The sequence below is a fragment of the Streptomyces sp. NPDC002580 genome (assembly GCF_042889485.1).
Lineage (GTDB): Bacteria > Actinomycetota > Actinomycetes > Streptomycetales > Streptomycetaceae > Streptomyces.
Genome location: NZ_JBIAQZ010000002.1, coordinates 73,986 through 90,649 on the forward strand (window position 1 = coordinate 73,986; position 16,664 = coordinate 90,649).

The window sequence follows — 16,664 nt, forward strand, 5'->3', positions numbered from 1 at the left end:
GTGCGGAACGACGGCCGCCGGATGGAGGGAATTTCACATCACCCGTAGCCAGGGAAGCGGACTCACAGCTCTCCGATAGCATGATCGACCTCACGGCCATACCTGTATCGCCTGAAGTTCACCTGAATACCGTGCCAACGAGCACAAAGAGCGACCTATTCACCAACACCTAACACATCGGCCAAAGACTTGATACCTATAGCATCGCGGGTGTTTTCGCGAATAAACAACGGAATCACGTCCGCCGCGTGGCGGCGGCCACGGACGATACTGTGGGCCGCGACCGGTGTCGTGTCCCTCGGATTCCTCATCGCGCTGGAGATCGCCGCACGTCACTACGGCATGCCGGGCCCCATCACCAATCAGGCCCGCGAGGTGATATTCGCGCCCAAATCGGGTCCGCTGCTGTACGCCAGCATGGCGTTGATGATGGTGGTGCTCACCTGGCGGCAGCGGCTCGTCGCGACCGGTGTCGCGATCGGCATCGATCTTGTCTTCTTCCTGGTCCGCTGGGCGGTCGACGCCAAGATGATGATGGGCAACGGCGCGCTGTGGGTGATTCTGGGCTATGCGGTGATCGCCATGACACGCCGCACCGGCCGGGAACGCGTCCTGCTGCTCAAGGGCATCGGTCTGGCCCTGCTGCTGGTGGCCGGCCGCAAGACCGGTGACGCCTGGCTCCTCATCACGTCGAAGACCCGCCCCGCGGTGCTCGACCAGTACGTGGCGACCGCCGATCACGCGCTCGGCAACCCGTCGTGGCTGGCCGGCCGCCTCGTCGAGGCCACCGGCTCGATCGGCGCCCACGTCCTCGACTACGTCTACATCCAGCTCGCGGTGGCCGCGGTCATCGTCACGCTGTACCAGCTGCGCAACGTCGCGGCCGAGCGCCGCTTCCCCAGCCATCACCTGGTGCGTACGTTCCTGGTCATCGGCCTGCTCGGGCCGGGCATCTACATGATCTTCCCCGTGGTCGGACCCATCTTCGCCTACGGCGCCGACGGCGGGCACTGGGCCACGGCCGACCTGTGGCCGAACGTCCCGCCGCCGGTCCACGCCCCGCACCACATGCCGTTCAACCACTTCACCCCGCGCAACTGCATGCCCAGTCTGCACACCGCGTGGGCCACCGCGATCTTCATCCATTCCCGCAGGGGCCCCCGAGCTCTGCGCTTCGCGGGCGCCTTCTGGCTGGTGGCCACCCTCGGCGCGACGCTGGGGTTCGGCTACCACTACGGCGCGGACATCATCGCGGGCGTGGTGTTCACGCTGACGATCGAGGGAGCCCTGCGCGCGCACGAACGCGGCTGGGACCGATCGGGAATCCGGCTCGTCGCTCACGGCGCGGTCGCCTTCACCTCGCTCTTGCTGGCCTATCGCTATCTGCCGCTGACGATGGCCGAACACGCCTGGCTGTTCGGACCGCTTCTCCTGCTGACGACGGCCTCGGTGATCCACGCCTACGTACGGACCACGAGGCTCTGGGATCCGAAGGCCGCGCCGGTGCGGCTGCCGCACCCCAGAACGGAACCTCAGCCCGAACTGGTGTGAGGCACGGTGTGAGGCCCCTCCTGATCCAGGAGGGGCCTCACACCGTTCGGCGGCTGACAAGGGCGCCCCGGAGACGGATCCGCCTCACCTCCGGCGGGACGGCGGGGACGACTCCCGGGTCGGCTCGGGACCGTTCCGGCGCGCGGCCGAGGCTCGGAGGACACGCTTCCGGAACGGCCTCGCGTACTCCGGGCCATGATCCGCGTCCGGCGAGCACGGAGATCGGCAGCAGGGACGGCAGGAGTCGAACCTGCGGCATCCGGTTTTGGAGACCGGCGCTCTGGCCTCTGAGCTACGCCGTTGCTTCGAGCGTAGTCAGCTCTCAGCATTCCGGGCATTTCGGCCCGGAAGATCCGTCTCGTCACCAAGGCGTGAGAGCTTCGGTTTGAGTACGGTCTCTCGTTTCCTGCTGCCGCTGGTGCGGCAGGGTTGCGCCACCTGCCCGCCCCTGCCTGGCCTTGCGGCTGGGCAAGGTGGTGCGGGTCTTCTGGTCGGCTCCACGAGGCTTCGGAGCTTGCGCTCCCTGGTCTCCGGCCACTCCGGTACCAGTTGCTGCGGCTGCCGCGAGGGCGGCGAGGTTGCGTGCGGCGTTGGCGTCCCGGTCGATGACCAGGCCGCATGCGTCGCAGCGGTAGGTCCGGATGTGCAGCGGCAGTTTGGCTTTCACCACGCCGCACCCGGAACAGGTCTTGGAGGAGGGGAACCAGCGGTCGGCGGCCACGACGCGGCAGCCGTTGCGCTTCACCTTGTAGTCGAGCTGGCGGCGGATCTCACCGAACCCGGCGTCGGCGATGTGCCGGGCCAGCCGCCGGTTACGGAGCATGCCGGCGACGTTGAGGTCTTCGACGACGACGGTGCCGTACTCGGCGGCCACCGTACTGGTGAGCTTGTGCAGGGCGTCCTGGCGGAGGTTCGCCACCCGGTGGTGGACCCGGCTGCGGGCCGTGTCGGCCTTCTCCCACCGGCGGGACGGCTTCTGCCCGGTCCGGCGGTCGGGGCCCCGACGGCGCGCCACCACGCGCGACGCGCGGCGCAGCTCGGCCAGGGCGGTGCTCAGGTGGCGCGGGTTGGCGACCTCGCGGATCTCGCCCGCACTGTCGGCCATCACCGCGAGGGTCTTGATCCCGAGATCGATGCCGACCGCGGTATCGGGTCGGGCGACACGGACGAGGTCGCGTTTCACCTCGGTCTGCAAGGACACGAACCAGCGCCCGCGCTCGTGCCGGACGGTCGCCGACAGGATCCGGGCGGTCCCGGCCTGGACGCGGGCGAGGAGCTTGACGGTCGGCTCATGCGTGCGGAGTGTGCCGAGTCGGGGCAGGGTGACGTGTCGGCCGCCCGCTTCGACGCGGATCGTGCCGGTGGTGAACCGGCAGGCCAGACGCGCCTTCCGCTTCGACTTGAACCGCGGTATCCCCACCGCCCGGCCTTTACGCTTGCCGCGCTTGGACTTCGCGTAGTTGTCGAACGCGGCCGATGCGTTCGCCAGCCCGGTGGAGTACGCCTCCTTCGAGTTGTCCGCCCACCAAGCGGCGAACCTGGGGTCGGTGTGCTTGGCCTCGTTGAACGCCTTCCGCAGAGCGGGCAGCGACCACGGCCGCCAGCCCGTCAGCTCCGCCTCACCGATGCCGTAGGACTCCTCCGCGCGGCGCTGCCACCACGACGCCTCAACCCAGCCCACCGCCCAGTTGTACGCGGCACGCGCCCCACCGCAATGCGAGCGCAACGCATGCTCCTGACCGGCGTTGGGATCCAACGCGAAGCGGTACGCCCGCACCACGAAACCCGGCTGCGCCCGGAACTTCTTCACCCCGTCTCCTCGGCGGTCGCCACGGCCACCGCGCGGGTCACCCGGTCCTTCGCCGCCCGCCGCCCATACCGCCAGGTACACATCGAGGTCAGCACCTCGGTGATGTCCCGCACCAGGTCGTCAGCGGTCTCGGTCGGGACGAGGACGATCAGACGTCGGCCGGTCGCGGACAGTGCGGTTTCCAGATGCTCGACACCGAACCGGGCCAGGCGGTCGCGGTGCTCGGCCACGATCACCGCCGCCTGCGGATCGGCCAGCAGACGGTGCAGCTCGCGGCGCCGCCCGTCCAGCCCCGAGCCGACCTCGGTGACGACCTCCGCGACCGTCAGGCCGTGCCCGTGCGTGCCGTCCACCACCCGGGCGGCCTGCCGCTCAAGGTCGGTCTTCTGGTCGGCCGAGGAGACACGGCAGTACGCCACCACCCGCCCCGACGGCCGGACAACAGCCTCGTCGAGCAGCCACGTCCCGGACGGCGCCTGACGGACCGGGACAGGCATCTTCCCGTCCTTCACCCACCGCCAGGCGGTCTGGTAACTCAGCCCCTGCCGGCGCGCCCACACCGAAAGCTTCACCAGACCAACATATTCGAAATATACGACTAGAGGTGACTATGCGTGACTAGAAAATCTGCAGCAGCTTTCACCCCCTTCGATGGGGGACAACCTTGCACGATCGGAACCTACCGATCCATGGGATTTCCGCGATCCGGAGCGGACGCGGGGTGCCGACGGTGTTCCCGGGTCCACGAAGGGCGGAGACGGGAAAGACCCCGCCCAGGAGTTCGGGGCGGGGTCTTCGTGGAGCGCCGGGCAGGCCTTGCACCTGCATCTCCCCGCAGGAAGCGGGACGTCTTTCCTTGGACCACCAACGCATCGCGAGCCGGAGCGACTTCCTCCGACCAGCTCAAGATCAATATTATCAGACCGGCACGGGCCACTCTCGACACCGGCCGGGCAACCTCGATCGGGCCGAGCGTGAACGGGTGCGGCGCCGGCCTCCCCTCCCCGCGCGGGGACCGCCGAAGCGCCGGGCCGTACCGCGGTGGGCTCGGACCGCGGACCCGTGGGCTCGGGAAGGACGCGGAACAGCAGCCAGCTCAGCGCGGGCGTGAGCACCAGCGGTGCCAGGGCTGTCCGCAGGGACGTCGCGTCGGCGAGGGCGCCGACGGCGGGACTCGCCAGACCGCCGACGCTGACGGTCAGCCCCAGCGTGATCCGCCGGCGGTCCCGACGCGCGAGGGCAGACAGTCCTGCCCGAGCGTGACCTGGAGCGAGAACGGGACGTACAGGCCGACCGACGTGAGCGCCAAGAACGCGTACAGCGGCCGGGTCAGCCGCAGCCCGCCGGTGGCGACCAGGAGCGGGGCCGCCGCGAACCCGGGGTGCCGCCCGGCGCGAACCAGCCCATCGCCTTGTTGCCGCCCCGGCCGACGAGGCGGGCCGCACGCGCGGACTCGGGGTGGTACGCGGCCACGCCGACTCCCGACACCGCGACGCAGTCGAGGGTCAGCGCGTACGAGCCGGTCAGCCCGCTCAGCGCGATGCCCAGGTCACCGAGCGGTGTGCCGACCGGCAGCAGTCGGGGCACGGACCGGCGGTCGGTGAGGACGCCGAAGACGTCTTCCGCCGCACGTTCGGCCACACACCGGGCGCCCGCCCGAGGAACTGACGGACCGGATCGCGCCGGCCCCGCACGGGAGCCGCCGCTGACAGGGGTGGATCAGGGCGTGGCCGGGTCCTCGTCGGACTTCCGGGGACGGGGCGGCGGCAGGCGGAACAGGCTTCCGAGCCTGAGCAGGGCCTCGCTGTCGCCGGACGCCGAGGCCTCACCGGTTTCCACCGCCTCGGCGAAGGAGAGGCCCTGGCCGGTCAGGCGGAGGAACGCCTCCTGGCTGATCGTGACGGTCGCGTCCGGGTACTGGGCCGGGCCGTGCAGTGCCTCGATCGCCCCGTCGTCGATCCGGGCGTGGAACAACTCGTCGTCGACGCGGAACTCGTACACCGCGTGGAGGCCCGCGGCGGCCTCGGTGTCGAAGCAGGCGCGCAGGCCGAGCACGGCCCAGCCGGGATGGAACGTCTCGCTCTCGCGGCGTTCGCCCATCGCCCACTTCAGGCCCCACCGGGCCAACTCCAGGATCGCCGGACCGAGTTCCTCGCCCGCCTCGGTGAGGGCGTAGGCGGGCGTCCGGGCGGGCGCGGGGAGCGTGATCTTGTGCGCCAGCCCCTCGCGTTCCAGATGTTTGAGGCGGGCGGCCAGCAGTCCGGTGCCGAGGCCGCGGAGGCTGGCCTGCAGGTCACCGAACCGCTTGGGGCCGGTCAGCAGCTCGCGGATCAGCAACAGCGTCCAGCGCTCGCCGACGAGGTCGAGGGTGCGCGCTGTCGCGCAGTACTGGTTGTACGTTCGCTGTTCCACTACGTCATTCTAAACTTCACGCTTCCCCTTCTTGAATGACGCCGATGCCGAGGAGCACCCGGGCGAGTGCCTCCGGATCGGTGAGCATCACGTCGTGCGGGCCGTCCAGCGCGCGTGTCCGGTAGCCGAGGGCGGCGCCGAACCGGTCGAACGGGTAGACCTGCGGCCGACAGTGGACGGCGGTCCCGGGAATCCGCTCGACGGCCCCGGTCAAGCGGGTGCGCTCGGTGAACGAGCGCAGCGACTGCGCCCGCGTGCGGGCGGCCAGCCAGGCCGCGTCGTCCGGGTCGGCGACACCGAAGGCGGCCGGGGGCGGGGCGGGGACCCGCCGTCCGTCCCCGGCCGTCTCGGCCGCCGTACGGACGGCGTCGGCGAAGGAAGCGGGGGCAAGCGTGAACATGCTGGCGCCGTCCGGCCCCGCCCATCCGTCCACGAGAACGATGTGTCCGACGGCGTCGGGCCGTGCGTCGGCGGCCTCCCGTACGACCAGTCCCGCGTAGCTGTGTCCGACCAGCACGAGCCCGCCCTCCCCGCGCACGCCGTCGAGGGCGGCGACCACCGTCCGGGCGTGGTCGTGGAGACCGAGGTCCGGGACGGCGCCGAGGTCCGGGGTGACGGTGCGCGCCCCTGCCGCGCGCAGCAGCGGGACGACCCGGTCCCAGGCCCAGGGACCGTGCCAGGCGCCGTGGACGAGAACGAACGTGGTCATCGAGGACCCTCCTCGCGAAGCAGCGGCAGCACCCGGTCCGCGAACTCTTCCAGCCCCGCGTCGCTGTCGTCGGTCGCCAGGCGGATGACGAGGTGGCGGGCGCCGGCCGCGACGTAGCCGTTCAGCCAGTCCGCGGCCCCGCGGGCGGACCCGGCGAACATGGCCTGGATGGAGGCGATGACCTCGAGCGGCGCGTTGTAGTAGCGCTCGACGCTCGTCCGCAGGCGCCGTCGCGCGTTCTCCGGGTCCTCGTCGAGGCAGAGCGTCGCGTACAGGGCCGGGGTGACCGAACGGGGCGCCGCCGCTCGCCCCATGGCCTCCTCGACGATCTGGCGCTCGGCCGCGTACGTCGTCGCCTCGGTCGGGTAGGGAAGCCAGCCGTCGGCGAGGCGGGCCACCCGGCGCAACGCCGGTCCGCCGCTAGCCGCCAGCCAGATCGGCGGCCCGCCGGGACGGGACGGCGGCGGCTCGATCCGTACGTCGTCGAAGGTGAAGTGCTCGCCCTCGAAGGTCACCGCCTCCCCCGACCAGAGCCGCCGCATGACCTCGATCGACTCCTCCATGCGGCTGGTACGACGGGCGAACCCGACACCCACCGCCGTGAACTGGGCCCGGGTGTTCGGGTTCGGGAACCCGCCGCCCATGCCCACGATCAGCCGTCCTCGCGACAGGCGGTCGAGGGTGGCCAACTGGTGCGCGAGCAGGATCGGATGGCGCAGCGCGGGGAGCAGTACGGCCGTGCCCAGCGCGACCCGTTCGGTGGTCTGGGCCGCGGCGGCCAACAGGACGAGCGGGTCCGCGCGCGGCCTGGTCACCGGGCTGTCCCCGGCCCAGACCGAGTCCAGGCCCAGTTGCTCCGCACGTCGGGCCTGGGCGATGAGCCGCCCCGGTTCGTGCTCGCCGAGAACGGACTGGTCGCGCGTCGGCAGCAGGTAGCCGACCTTCAACTCCGTCATAACGGTTCCCCGATCGCCGTGAGGGCTCCGATGATAGGTCGTTGACTTCTTGTTTTTGAAGTGTCAGATTCATATTTAGGTAGCAATGAAGGGGAGTTGGGATGGCCAAGGCGTTGTACACGGCCCACGCGCACGTCACCGGAGGCAGGAACGGCCACGGGCGTACGAGCGACGGACGGCTGGACCTGGACCTACGACAGCCCAAGGAGCTGGGCGGGGACGGTGAGGGGGCGAATCCCGAGCAGCTCTTCGCGATCGGCTACGCCGCGTGCTTCGGCACGACGCTCGCCCTGATCGGGCGGAGCGGCGGGCTCGAGGCGGACGACGCGGAGATCGACGCGTCGGTCTCCCTGGTCCCGGCCGACGGCGGCCGCTTCCGGCTCGGCGTCGAACTGCGCGTCTCGCTGCCGTCCCTCACCGAGGAGCAGGCGGTGGCGTTGGCCGGGACGGCCCATCAGGTCTGCCCGTACTCCAACGCCACCCGGGACAACATCGAGGTCGCGCTGGTGGTGAACGGCACCCGGTTGTGAAACGGGTCCCGCTCTCCTTGACCGTCCGGGGACGGGACCGGCTCGGCAGAACGGCCCGTCCCCGGCTCCTTCCGAACCGGCGGCGCGCCGACCCGGGGTGTCCCCGTGACCGCAGGGAATCCCCGCCGGTCGCGGACGGCACGACGGAGGGCGACCTTCCACGGCGTCAGGCCGGCGGCGATCCCTCGGCACCCGGGCCGTCCGGGATGCGGGTGGTCCGGAGCCGCCGGACCACCGTCCGCAGCCTCATCAGCGCGACCAGCGTCCCGGCGCCGACGGGAACGAGCGGCCAGAAAGCGGGGCGGGCCCCGAACGCCGCGCACGCCATGAGCACGACGATCGCCACGACCGCGACGAGGAATCCGAGCAGCCACGGGCCGGACCGGTCCCGCCGCTCCAGCCGCACCCGACCGTCGCGGCTCGCCAGGAACCCGGCGGCGGACAGGGCGAGCGCCATCAGATAACCCGTGATCAGCGGGTACAACGCGAACAGGGTGATGTCCCACGCTCCGGGGTGCCAGCCGCGCCACACGTCACGCCCGTCGATCTCCACGACCCGCCCGTGCCACAGGCCCGCTTCGACCCGCTGCCCCACCCGGAGGGCACCCGCCGAGTCGTCCTGGACGCCCTCCACGGTCTTCAGGTCGTCGCCGACCCGCAGTTCGATCGTGTGCTCGGTGTGGACGAACCGCTCACCGCTGCCGCCGTCCTGGCCTCCGCCGTCCGTCCCGGTCTCGGTGTGAGAGGTCAGCCGGGTGACGGTGGCCCCGGCCGTGCGCAGCGATCCGTTCGACCGCGCGAGTGCCACGGCGGTCTCCTCGTACGTGCGTACGGCGAGCAGCACGATCAGAGCCGCCATGCAGAGGCGGAAGAGCGCGCGCACCGCTCGGACCCACGGGGTCCCGGTCCGCCGCCCGGCGTTCACCCGGACAGGCGGCGCCCCTGTCCGCCGCCCGGTGTCCGCGGGTGTCCGCGACGTTCCGTCCCCTGACCTGTCCGGCGCCATGAGGTTCCCCCTCGCCTCGGATCGGGACGGACCAAGGCCGCCCTACCGGATCACACGCCGTACAACCGGCCGTGGTTGCGGACCCGTTGACCGTGACGTGGCCGAGGGGCGACGCATGTCCGGGTGGGGGCGAGGACCGCGCCGGCGCCCCGGCGGGCATCCGGCCGCCGCCGAAAGCGCGAAACGGCCCGCCACCTGACGGGCCGGCACCGGCTCCGGAAGTCAAAAAGACCCTGTCCCGCACAAGGCGGGACAGGGTCTTGACGGAGCGCCGGGCAGGCCTTGCACCTGCATTTCCCCGCAGGAAGCGGGGCGTCTTTCCTTGGACCACCGACGCACGACTGATCGGCGTGGACTCCGCCGATCGGCTCAAGATCCATATTAGCGCATGATCGGGTGTGCGTAGGACACCGGTTTCCCGGGGACACATGCCGACCCGGCACCCCGTCGTCGCCGTCCCGTACGGGGTCACGACCGATGACTTCCGTCGCTCCCGGCGGTCGGTACTCCCGAAGACGCAACGGATGGAGACAAAGGATGAGCAGGTTCGTCTTGGTTCCCGGGGCCGGGGGTTCGGCCTGGTACTGGCATCGCGTGGTGGCGGAGCTGCGGACCAGGGGGCACGAGGCGGTCGCCGTCGACCTGCCCGGCGCCGACCCGTCCGCGGGGCTGCCGGAGTACGCCGACACGGTCGCCTCAGCGGTCGGCGGTCATCCCGGCGTCGTGCTGGTGGCCCAGTCGATGGGCGGCTTCACCGCCCCGATGGTCTGCGCCCGCACCCCCGTGGACGTGCTGGTGCTCCTCAACGCGATGATCCCGCTGCCGGGCGAGACGCCCGGACAGTGGTGGGGCGACACCGGATCGGAGCCGGCCCGCCTCGCGGCCGCCGCGGCGGGCGGATACACGGCCGAAGTCGACCTGGACGTCTACTTCCTGCACGACGTACCGGCCGACGTGGCCGCCGCCGGCGCGGATCACCAGGGGCCCGAAGCGGAGATCGCCTTCGGCCAGCCCTGTGCCATCCGGGAGTGGCCCGAGGTGACCACCCACGTGCTCGCCGCCGCCGAGGACCGGTTCTTCCCGCTGGAGTTCCAGCGTCGAGTCGCCCACGAGCGGCTCGGGATCGAGGCCGAGACCGTTCCGGGCGGGCACCTGGCCGCGCTGTCCCACCCGGTCGCCCTCGTCGACCGGCTCATCGCGTACGCGCCCTCGAAGGCCGGCCCGTCGGCTCCGTCGCCACTCTGACCCGGCCGCCGCGTCAGTCGGTCCGCGATCCGCTCCCCGAGAAGGGCGGACCCGCCGCCCGCGCGGGGCTCTCACCTCGTCGGCGGGGCCGTTTTCCGAAGATCGCGCGGCGGATCGTATCCCTTCGTGGTGAAAGTCGTTGAAGAGGTCATCGCGCATACGCCCCCGACGAATGCGCGATACGTGAGGGCCCGAATCCCTGCCCGGTCTCGGGCCCTCACTCCATCACGGACACACGGCTCCCTGTCTGCCGTCCGCTCCCCGGCCGGGCCACTCCGGGGCTACCCGGAGGTGGTGGAGCGGGCCCGCCACAGATCGCGGAGCAACGCGATCTCGGCCATGTGGTGGATGAGTTCGAGGTTCGCCCCCGCCAGCACGTCCACGAAGGGGTCGTCGGGATCGGAACCGTACGGGTACCGCGAGAAGCCGACCGTGTCGAGCTGCTCGTCGGTGACGGTGGCGACGCTGTCGCGCCAGCGGTCGATCAGCTCCCAGAACCGTTCGAGCGCCAGGTCCGCGGAAGGCGTGAAGTCGACCAGGAGTTTCGGCTCCCGCCGCCGCTCACCGAACGTCCACTCCCATCCGCCCGCGAAGTGGAAGTGCAGATGCGCCAGTCGCCACGCGATGGTCGTGACCGGCGTCCGGTCGGGCTCGACGGGTCCGGTGTGGGCGAGGACCTGTTCGACCCGCTCGACGCTCACGCTCCAGTCGTCGGCGATCTTGGCGGCGGTCATGCCGTCGGCGGCCTGCCGGGCCACCTCCGCGTACTCGTTCGCCGGGATGTCGGAGGCGCCCAGATCGAGCACCCACTCGCCCGGCCCGAACGCCCTGGGCGTCACCGCCAGGTCCCGGCGCCGGAGGGACCAGGAACCGGGCACCGGCTCCCACAGGTACTCCTCGTCGCCGAGGCCGGCCAGCCGCACCCGCGCCATCTCCGCGGCGCGGTCGAACTGTTCGAGCAGCAGATCCAGACGTCCGGTCCGCGCGTCCTCGATCGTCATGTCCGGTTCCCCTCGTGCCCGCGCCGTGTAACTCACGTCACTCACGGGGAAGTTAACGACCTCCGCCGTGGGGCGCGACCGATTTCCCGCTGCGCCGCCGCCCGCGCACCCGTTCCTCGCCAGGAAGGGAACCACCCGGGCAGGGTCGGTGCCGGTGGAAGGAGGTGCCCGTCCGCCACGGCACATGCCGACGTCCGTCCGCCCCTCCCAGGGGAGCGGGGGACGGACGGATCCGGTCGGCCGCTGTACGGGCCCTGGCCGACCGAGCCCCGCCCGACCGGATCCCCGCGTCGACGACGTCCGCCCGGCTGGACCCCGCCCGCGACTTCTCGGGCCTGTTCCACGCGCCTCTTACTCGCCTGGAGCGCGGGCGGCGTCAACGCCGAAGGAGTGGCGGTCAGTTCAGCTTGCGGCACAGCAGGGCGGCCGGGCCCTGAGCGGCGCCGAAGCGGGTGGTGTAGGCGATCCCGGCGGCGTACTCGTCGTCGGCGCACTGGCCCTTGTAGTCGCCGTAGGCGAAGTCGCCACCCGCGGCGCCGGAGGGCCGGTTGTCGGACCGGTCGAACCACACGGTTCGGCCCGCGCCCGCCAGTGCGCGGTCGGCGGGAACGCACAGGCCCGCCGAGGTGCGGCCGCCGCGGCGGCTGTAGCCGATGAGGAAGTTCCCGGCGGGACACTGCAACTTGGTGTACCCGGAGGCCCAGTCGCCGCCCGAGGGCACATGGCGTTCGTCGGTGACGACCGTCTGGGCGGTACCCGCGGCCCGCAGGTCACCGGTGGAAACGTCGGTGCACAGGCCGCGAACGCCGCTGTGGCCGAGGCCGATGAGCCGCTGGCCGTCGGGACACGTGGCCTTGGAGGCGCCCGAGTTCCAGTCGCCGCCCGCCCGTACCCGCAGCGACTGCACGGCGTCGCCGTGGTCGGTGGCCAGCATCTGCCGGCTGGGGACGGGCGAAACGGCGCCGGTGCGTGTCGGGGCCGCCATGAGCCGGTTCCACGCGGTCCCGCGCCAGTCGGACTCGTCGAGGATCCCGTACCGGTGGCCCGAGACGTCGTAGCGCAGCAGGGACCAGTCGTCGTGTCCCTCCCACCCGACGAGCGGCCAGTAGGCGAAGTCGGCGTCATGGTCGGCGAAGTAGTCGGTGATGTTGCCGAACCAGGTTCGGGCGGCGGTTCCGGACTCGCCCGAGCCGATCCCGAACTCGCTTATCCACACGGGTGCGGTGAAGTGCTGGTCGGCCGTCGAGGAGACGAAGAAGGCCTGGTCCTCGAGAACTTGGTGGAGCTGGTCGCGTGTGAGGTCCTGGTAGCGGGCGTCGTGCGTCTCGCCGATCCCGGTGGCGCCGCTGTGGTTGGGGCCGGTGTACCCGTAGAAGTGGGCCGAGTAGACGAGCTTGTGCGTGGCGACGAGGGTGTGCGAGAGCGTACGCGCGGGGGTGAGGGTGGGGCGGCCGTGCGGCAGCCCGTCCACCGGGAGCCCGGTCCAGTTGATCCCCTCGATGACGATGAGGAGGTTCGGGTTGGCCTCGGCGAGGATGCGGTCCCCGGCCAGTTGGGCGGCGGCGTACCAGTCGTGGGCGTCACCCAGGCCCCAGTTGGGGTCGTCCAGTACGTCGCGCCGCACCTCGTTGTAGAGGTCCGCGCCGACCACACGCGGCTCACCCGCGTAGCGGCGCGCCATGAACACCCAGTCGTCCGACCACTGTTGGGTCGACTGTCCGCTGTTCCAGCGCTCGTTGCCGTCGACGCCGCAGCACCATCGTGAGGTGTTGGTGTGGTTGTTGAGGATGACCGCGAATCCCTCCCGGGCGAGGGCGGCCACCACGGCGTCGTAGACCTGCAAGGGTGTCCTGCCGCGCAGTTCCGGGTTGGCCGTGACGGCGACGTCCGGAACCGGCGTCGTCGTGTGGATCATCTCGTTCGAGAACGGCAGCCGGACGCTGTTGATGCCGAGCCGGTGGAAATCCGCGAGCAGTTGGGACAGCGGGACCCGGTCCAGACCCAGGGGAATGCCGTACGAGTTCTGGCCGGCGTGGTGGTTGGCCGGATCGGCGGTGCTGCCGCTGCCGTCCCAGGAGCCCTGCGCGCCGTCCCAGTTGGCCGACTTCAGCCGGAAACGGTTGCCCGCGGCGTCGACGACGTACCGCCCACGCGTGGACAGTGGTGGTTGCCACGTATCGGTCGCCGAGGTGCCGACGGCGGCCGTGGTCGTTCCGTTCACAGGTTCCGCGTCGGCGGCGACCGCTCCGGGCGCCAGGGGAAGCAGCAGGAGAGCAGCCGCCAACACTGTCAGGTACTTGCCAAATCTGAGGGTGGGCATCGGACCTCTGTGAGTGGGTGGTGGTGCGCGGGTGTGAGTGTCACTGCGAGGCGGCCCCGAGTGCGCGGTGCTGTGCGTCGTGCCGGGCGTTCCGGCCCTGACGAGCAGGGTCGGTTCTTGTGCGGGCCGCCGCCGGTCTGCCGGATCCGGACGCAGTTTCGGTGTACGGGTCGCGGCGAAGCACTCGTGGAGGGTCTCTGCCCCCGGGGACAGGGGGCCGTCACCGGAACATCGGCCGCGCCAAGGCGACTTCGTCCCCGGCCGTCGCAGGAAGCGATCAGAGCCTAGCGGGAAGCCCGGGCCCGGGCGATGGTTCCGGTCACGCGTGGCGCTCGACACCTACGGGACGTTCCAGGCGGAGATGAAGGGCTGTCCCGCCTCCGCGGCCAGGAAACTGAGCGTGCCGGGATGCGGGTGGCCCAGCAGTCGGCTCGCGGACGCGTCGAGGCCGAGCCAGCGCACGGCGAGCACGCGCGCCAGGTGGCCGTGCGCGACGACGGCGACATCGCCTTCGCCCAGCAGCGGACGGATGCGGTCCAGCACCGCGTCCGTGCGCGCGGCCACCTCGGAGAGCCGCTCGCCGGGGTGGCCGGCGTCGCAGGGAACGACGCCGTCGCGCCACAGGTCCCAACCCGGCCTCGACGCGCGGATCTGCTCGGCGGTCAGGCCTTCGTAGCCGCCGTAGTCCCACTCCACCAGGTCGGGATCGGGCTGAGCGTCGGTCAGCCCGGCCAGCTCGGCCGTGCGCATCGCCCGGCTCAGCGGACTGCTGAACACGGCGACCGGACGGCGGCGGGCCAGCCTCGGAGCAAGGGCCCTGGCCGTGGCCTCGCCCGTGTCGGTCAGCGGGACGTCTGTCCGGCCGGCGTGCCGGCCCGACAGGCTCCACTCGGTCTGGCCGTGTCTGATCACTATCAGCTCACCCATGGCCGCGCACACTATCTGATCTTGTGACACGTCGAGAGGGTTTCGTCGCCTCCGCCGGTGTCGGCCGGCCCTCGCCGTCCGCGACCACGCGCGGCGGACTCCCGCCGCGGGCCGCGCTCGGAGGACACCCGTCGGGTCCTCCTCGAGGGACCCGAATCACCTTGCCCGGCCGGTCGGTCGGCGGCCCGATCACCGCTCCGCGGTCAACTCGCCCTGCCCACGACGGCCGTGGCCTCGCGTCCGCGCTCGTGCTCGCCGCGGGCCGTCTCCAGGAGGACCCGCCAGGAGGTGACGGTGGGCCGGCGACGCAGCAGCGCCCGGCGCTCGCGCTCGGTCATGCCTCCCCAAACACCGTGCTCGATGCGCTGGTCCAGCGCATAGGCGAGGCATTCGGTCAGTACGGGGCAGCCGCTGCACAGCACTTTGGCCCGGTTCTGTGCGGCGCCCTCGACGAACAGGTCGTCGGGGTCGGCCGTCCGGCACAGCCCTCGGTCGCCCCAGTCGGTGCTCGTCATCTCGTGATGCCGTCCTCTCCCCTGGCCCGCGCCTGCGAGTTGCCCCCTTGCCCGGAGCAACAGGCATATGACACTACGCCTTTCGAAGACCGCCACTCTATCTGCCGTACGTGACCACACCTTCGGGTGAGTGCCGCTTGCCAGTTGCACACAACAGCGCTAAAGAGGCCCCTCATCGGCTTGCGGTCCGGTTCGAGGGCCAGTTGGACTTCTCGGGAAAGGCCGGACGTGAGGGACGGCGTCCGCGAGATCGCACGCGCAAGCGACAGGACGAGGAGGGTCATGTCCCGGAACAAGCAGACCGTCGAGACCTATCTGGACGGATTCCGCGAGAACGATCACGCACGGATCCTGAGCTGCCTGACCGACGACATCGAGTGGACCGTCTTCGGCGGATTCCGCCTGACGGGGAAGGAGGCGTACGACGCCGCCATCGAGGGGCCCGGCTTCGTACCGCCTCCGCGGTTGGAGGTCGTACGCATGGTCGAGGAGGACGACGTGGTCATGGCCGAACTCACCGGCACGGTGAAGCGCGACACGGGCGAGGTGATGCGCATGTCGATGGCCGAGGTGTTCCGCATGCGCGACGGAAAGATCCGCGAACGCCGGGCGTGGGTCGTCGAACTCAAGGAGAACGACTAGCGCTGAGGTCGCGGGCGGCACCGGCGGCACCCCGGGAGCGGTTCGCGTGCGCAGGCGGGCCACCGCCTCGACGCCCGGTTCGTCCGTCCGGGGCCGCCGCCTCGGCTCATGTCACGCCACGGCCCGGCCCGCGAGGACCGTCTCGCGGAACGCGGCCACCACGGGCCGCAGGTCGACCCGGTGCCAGGCGGCCCACAGCCGCACGGACCCTTCGTACCAAGGCAGTTCCCGTACGGCGATGCCCTCGGACGTGCCGCGCACCATGCTCTTCTGGATGAGTGCGAGGCCCAGCCCGGACGCGACCAGGCCGAGCGCGGTGAGGGGGTCCGCCGCGTCCAGCCGGATGTCCGGGGTGAAGCCGGAGGCGACGCACGACGCGACGAACCTGTCCCGCCAGGTCGGATCCTGGGCGTCACCGACCGCGATCCAGGGCTGCCCGTCGAGCTCGGCGGGGGTCGTCGGCTCCTCGCTCCGGGCGAGCGGATGCTTCTCCGGCAGCACGAGCAGCAGCGGATCGCTCAGCAGTGACGCCGCGTCCAGGTCCGGGTCGCCCTCGGGCGGGGGCGTGCGCACCAGGGCGATGTCCAGGCTGCGCTGGCGCAGCCCCTCGAACTGCTCGGCCGACTCCTGGTCGTACAGCGCGACGTGAATGCCCGGGCGCTGGTCGCGCAGGGTACGCAGGGCCGAGGGCAGGACGCCGGTGTGCATGGCGTCGGCCACGTATCCGATGCACAGGCCGCCCTCCTCCCCCCTGCCGAGCCGTCGGCCGAGGTTCTCCAGCCGGTCGGCGTGGCGCAGCAGCGCGTGCGCCTCGGTCAGGAAGACCCGGCCGTCGGAGGTCAGCCGGATGCGTTGCTGGCTGCGTTCGAACAGGGTGAGTCCCAGGTTCTTCTCGAGCTGGGCGATCTGCCGGCTGAGGGGGGACTGGGAGATGTGCAGCCGCTCGGCGGCGCGGCCGACGTGTTCGGCCTCGGCGACGGCGACGAAGTAGCGGAGTTGGCGCAGGTCAAGCATGTAGGACCTCTGAGGACTCAACTATG

The 16,664-nt window shown here is 71.3% G+C and carries 15 protein-coding genes, 2 tRNA genes and 1 pseudogene; 4 read left to right on the forward strand and 14 right to left on the reverse strand.

Features of this window, described 5'->3' with window-relative positions:
• The first annotated feature begins 234 nt into the window (after positions 1 to 234).
• Positions 235 to 1,551, forward strand: a complete 1,317-nt coding sequence (locus ACFYW7_RS06790; protein ID WP_389500372.1) for a phosphatase PAP2 family protein — start codon at positions 235 to 237, stop codon at positions 1,549 to 1,551.
• A gap of 227 nt (positions 1,552 to 1,778) precedes the next feature.
• Here the strand turns inward: ACFYW7_RS06790 and ACFYW7_RS06795 are convergent.
• The 8 genes and pseudogenes from ACFYW7_RS06795 to ACFYW7_RS06830 form a co-directional block, all read right to left on the reverse strand.
• Positions 1,779 to 1,855, reverse strand: a tRNA-Trp gene (locus ACFYW7_RS06795).
• A gap of 57 nt (positions 1,856 to 1,912) precedes the next feature.
• Positions 1,913 to 3,361, reverse strand: a complete 1,449-nt coding sequence (gene tnpB, locus ACFYW7_RS06800; RefSeq protein WP_389498760.1) for an IS607 family element RNA-guided endonuclease TnpB — start codon at positions 3,359 to 3,361, stop codon at positions 1,913 to 1,915.
• On the reverse strand, positions 3,358 to 3,933 hold the full coding sequence (locus tag ACFYW7_RS06805; RefSeq protein WP_389498762.1) for an IS607 family transposase: 576 nt from the start codon (positions 3,931 to 3,933) through the stop codon (positions 3,358 to 3,360). Before ACFYW7_RS06805 ends, tnpB begins: the two co-directional genes overlap by 4 nt.
• A gap of 226 nt (positions 3,934 to 4,159) precedes the next feature.
• Positions 4,160 to 4,232: transfer RNA gene (locus ACFYW7_RS06810), tRNA-Arg, on the reverse strand.
• A 127-nt stretch (positions 4,233 to 4,359) separates the two neighbouring features.
• Positions 4,360 to 5,011: pseudogene (locus ACFYW7_RS06815) on the reverse strand (hypothetical protein); the annotation flags it as partial.
• Between the two features lie 69 nt (positions 5,012 to 5,080).
• Positions 5,081 to 5,773: a winged helix-turn-helix transcriptional regulator gene (locus ACFYW7_RS06820; RefSeq protein ID WP_389498764.1), complete on the reverse strand. Its 693-nt coding sequence runs from the start codon at positions 5,771 to 5,773 to the stop codon at positions 5,081 to 5,083.
• A gap of 16 nt (positions 5,774 to 5,789) precedes the next feature.
• Positions 5,790 to 6,482: an esterase/lipase family protein gene (locus ACFYW7_RS06825; RefSeq protein ID WP_389498766.1), complete on the reverse strand. Its 693-nt coding sequence runs from the start codon at positions 6,480 to 6,482 to the stop codon at positions 5,790 to 5,792.
• Positions 6,479 to 7,438, reverse strand: a complete 960-nt coding sequence (locus ACFYW7_RS06830; RefSeq protein WP_389498768.1) for an LLM class flavin-dependent oxidoreductase — start codon at positions 7,436 to 7,438, stop codon at positions 6,479 to 6,481. The genes ACFYW7_RS06825 and ACFYW7_RS06830 overlap by 4 nt, the downstream gene beginning before the upstream one ends.
• 101 nt (positions 7,439 to 7,539) lie before the next feature.
• On the opposite strand from ACFYW7_RS06830, the gene ACFYW7_RS06835 reads away from it, so the two are divergent.
• On the forward strand, positions 7,540 to 7,968 hold the full coding sequence (locus ACFYW7_RS06835; RefSeq protein ID WP_389498770.1) for an organic hydroperoxide resistance protein: 429 nt from the start codon (positions 7,540 to 7,542) through the stop codon (positions 7,966 to 7,968).
• A gap of 166 nt (positions 7,969 to 8,134) precedes the next feature.
• Here the strand turns inward: ACFYW7_RS06835 and ACFYW7_RS06840 are convergent, their stop codons facing one another.
• Positions 8,135 to 8,827 carry a hypothetical protein gene (locus ACFYW7_RS06840; protein ID WP_389498772.1) on the reverse strand — a complete coding sequence of 231 codons (693 nt, stop codon included), beginning with the start codon at positions 8,825 to 8,827 and terminating at the stop codon, positions 8,135 to 8,137.
• Between the two features lie 684 nt (positions 8,828 to 9,511).
• On the opposite strand from ACFYW7_RS06840, the gene ACFYW7_RS06845 reads away from it, so the two are divergent.
• A complete protein-coding gene (locus ACFYW7_RS06845) occupies positions 9,512 to 10,219 on the forward strand; it encodes an alpha/beta fold hydrolase (protein ID WP_389498774.1) in 708 nt (235 codons plus the stop codon).
• 281 nt (positions 10,220 to 10,500) lie between these two features.
• Here ACFYW7_RS06845 and ACFYW7_RS06850 read toward each other — a convergent pair whose 3' ends face one another.
• The 4 genes from ACFYW7_RS06850 to ACFYW7_RS06865 all read right to left on the reverse strand — a co-directional run bounded on the left by ACFYW7_RS06850 (position 10,501) and on the right by ACFYW7_RS06865 (position 14,982).
• Entirely contained in the window at positions 10,501 to 11,220 is a 720-nt protein-coding gene (locus tag ACFYW7_RS06850; RefSeq protein ID WP_389498776.1) for a DinB family protein, read from the reverse strand.
• Positions 11,221 to 11,617: 397 nt separating this feature from the next.
• Positions 11,618 to 13,540 (reverse strand): glycoside hydrolase family 5 protein, encoded by a 1,923-nt coding sequence (locus ACFYW7_RS06855; protein WP_389498779.1) that lies wholly within the window; start codon positions 13,538 to 13,540, stop codon positions 11,618 to 11,620.
• A 339-nt stretch (positions 13,541 to 13,879) separates the two neighbouring features.
• On the reverse strand, positions 13,880 to 14,467 hold the full coding sequence (locus tag ACFYW7_RS06860; RefSeq protein ID WP_389498781.1) for a histidine phosphatase family protein: 588 nt from the start codon (positions 14,465 to 14,467) through the stop codon (positions 13,880 to 13,882).
• 203 nt (positions 14,468 to 14,670) lie between these two features.
• Positions 14,671 to 14,982, reverse strand: a complete 312-nt coding sequence (locus ACFYW7_RS06865) for a WhiB family transcriptional regulator (protein WP_389498784.1) — start codon at positions 14,980 to 14,982, stop codon at positions 14,671 to 14,673.
• 282 nt (positions 14,983 to 15,264) lie between these two features.
• Here ACFYW7_RS06865 and ACFYW7_RS06870 point away from each other — a divergent pair, with 282 nt between their 5' ends.
• The gene (locus ACFYW7_RS06870; protein WP_389498787.1) at positions 15,265 to 15,624 is read left to right on the forward strand and encodes a nuclear transport factor 2 family protein; all 360 of its coding nucleotides are present in this window, start codon (positions 15,265 to 15,267) and stop codon (positions 15,622 to 15,624) included.
• Positions 15,625 to 15,735: 111 nt separating this feature from the next.
• On the opposite strand, the gene ACFYW7_RS06875 is transcribed toward ACFYW7_RS06870, so the two are convergent.
• Positions 15,736 to 16,638 carry a LysR substrate-binding domain-containing protein gene (locus tag ACFYW7_RS06875; protein ID WP_389498789.1) on the reverse strand — a complete coding sequence of 301 codons (903 nt, stop codon included), beginning with the start codon at positions 16,636 to 16,638 and terminating at the stop codon, positions 15,736 to 15,738.
• Positions 16,639 to 16,664: the final 26 nt, after the last annotated feature.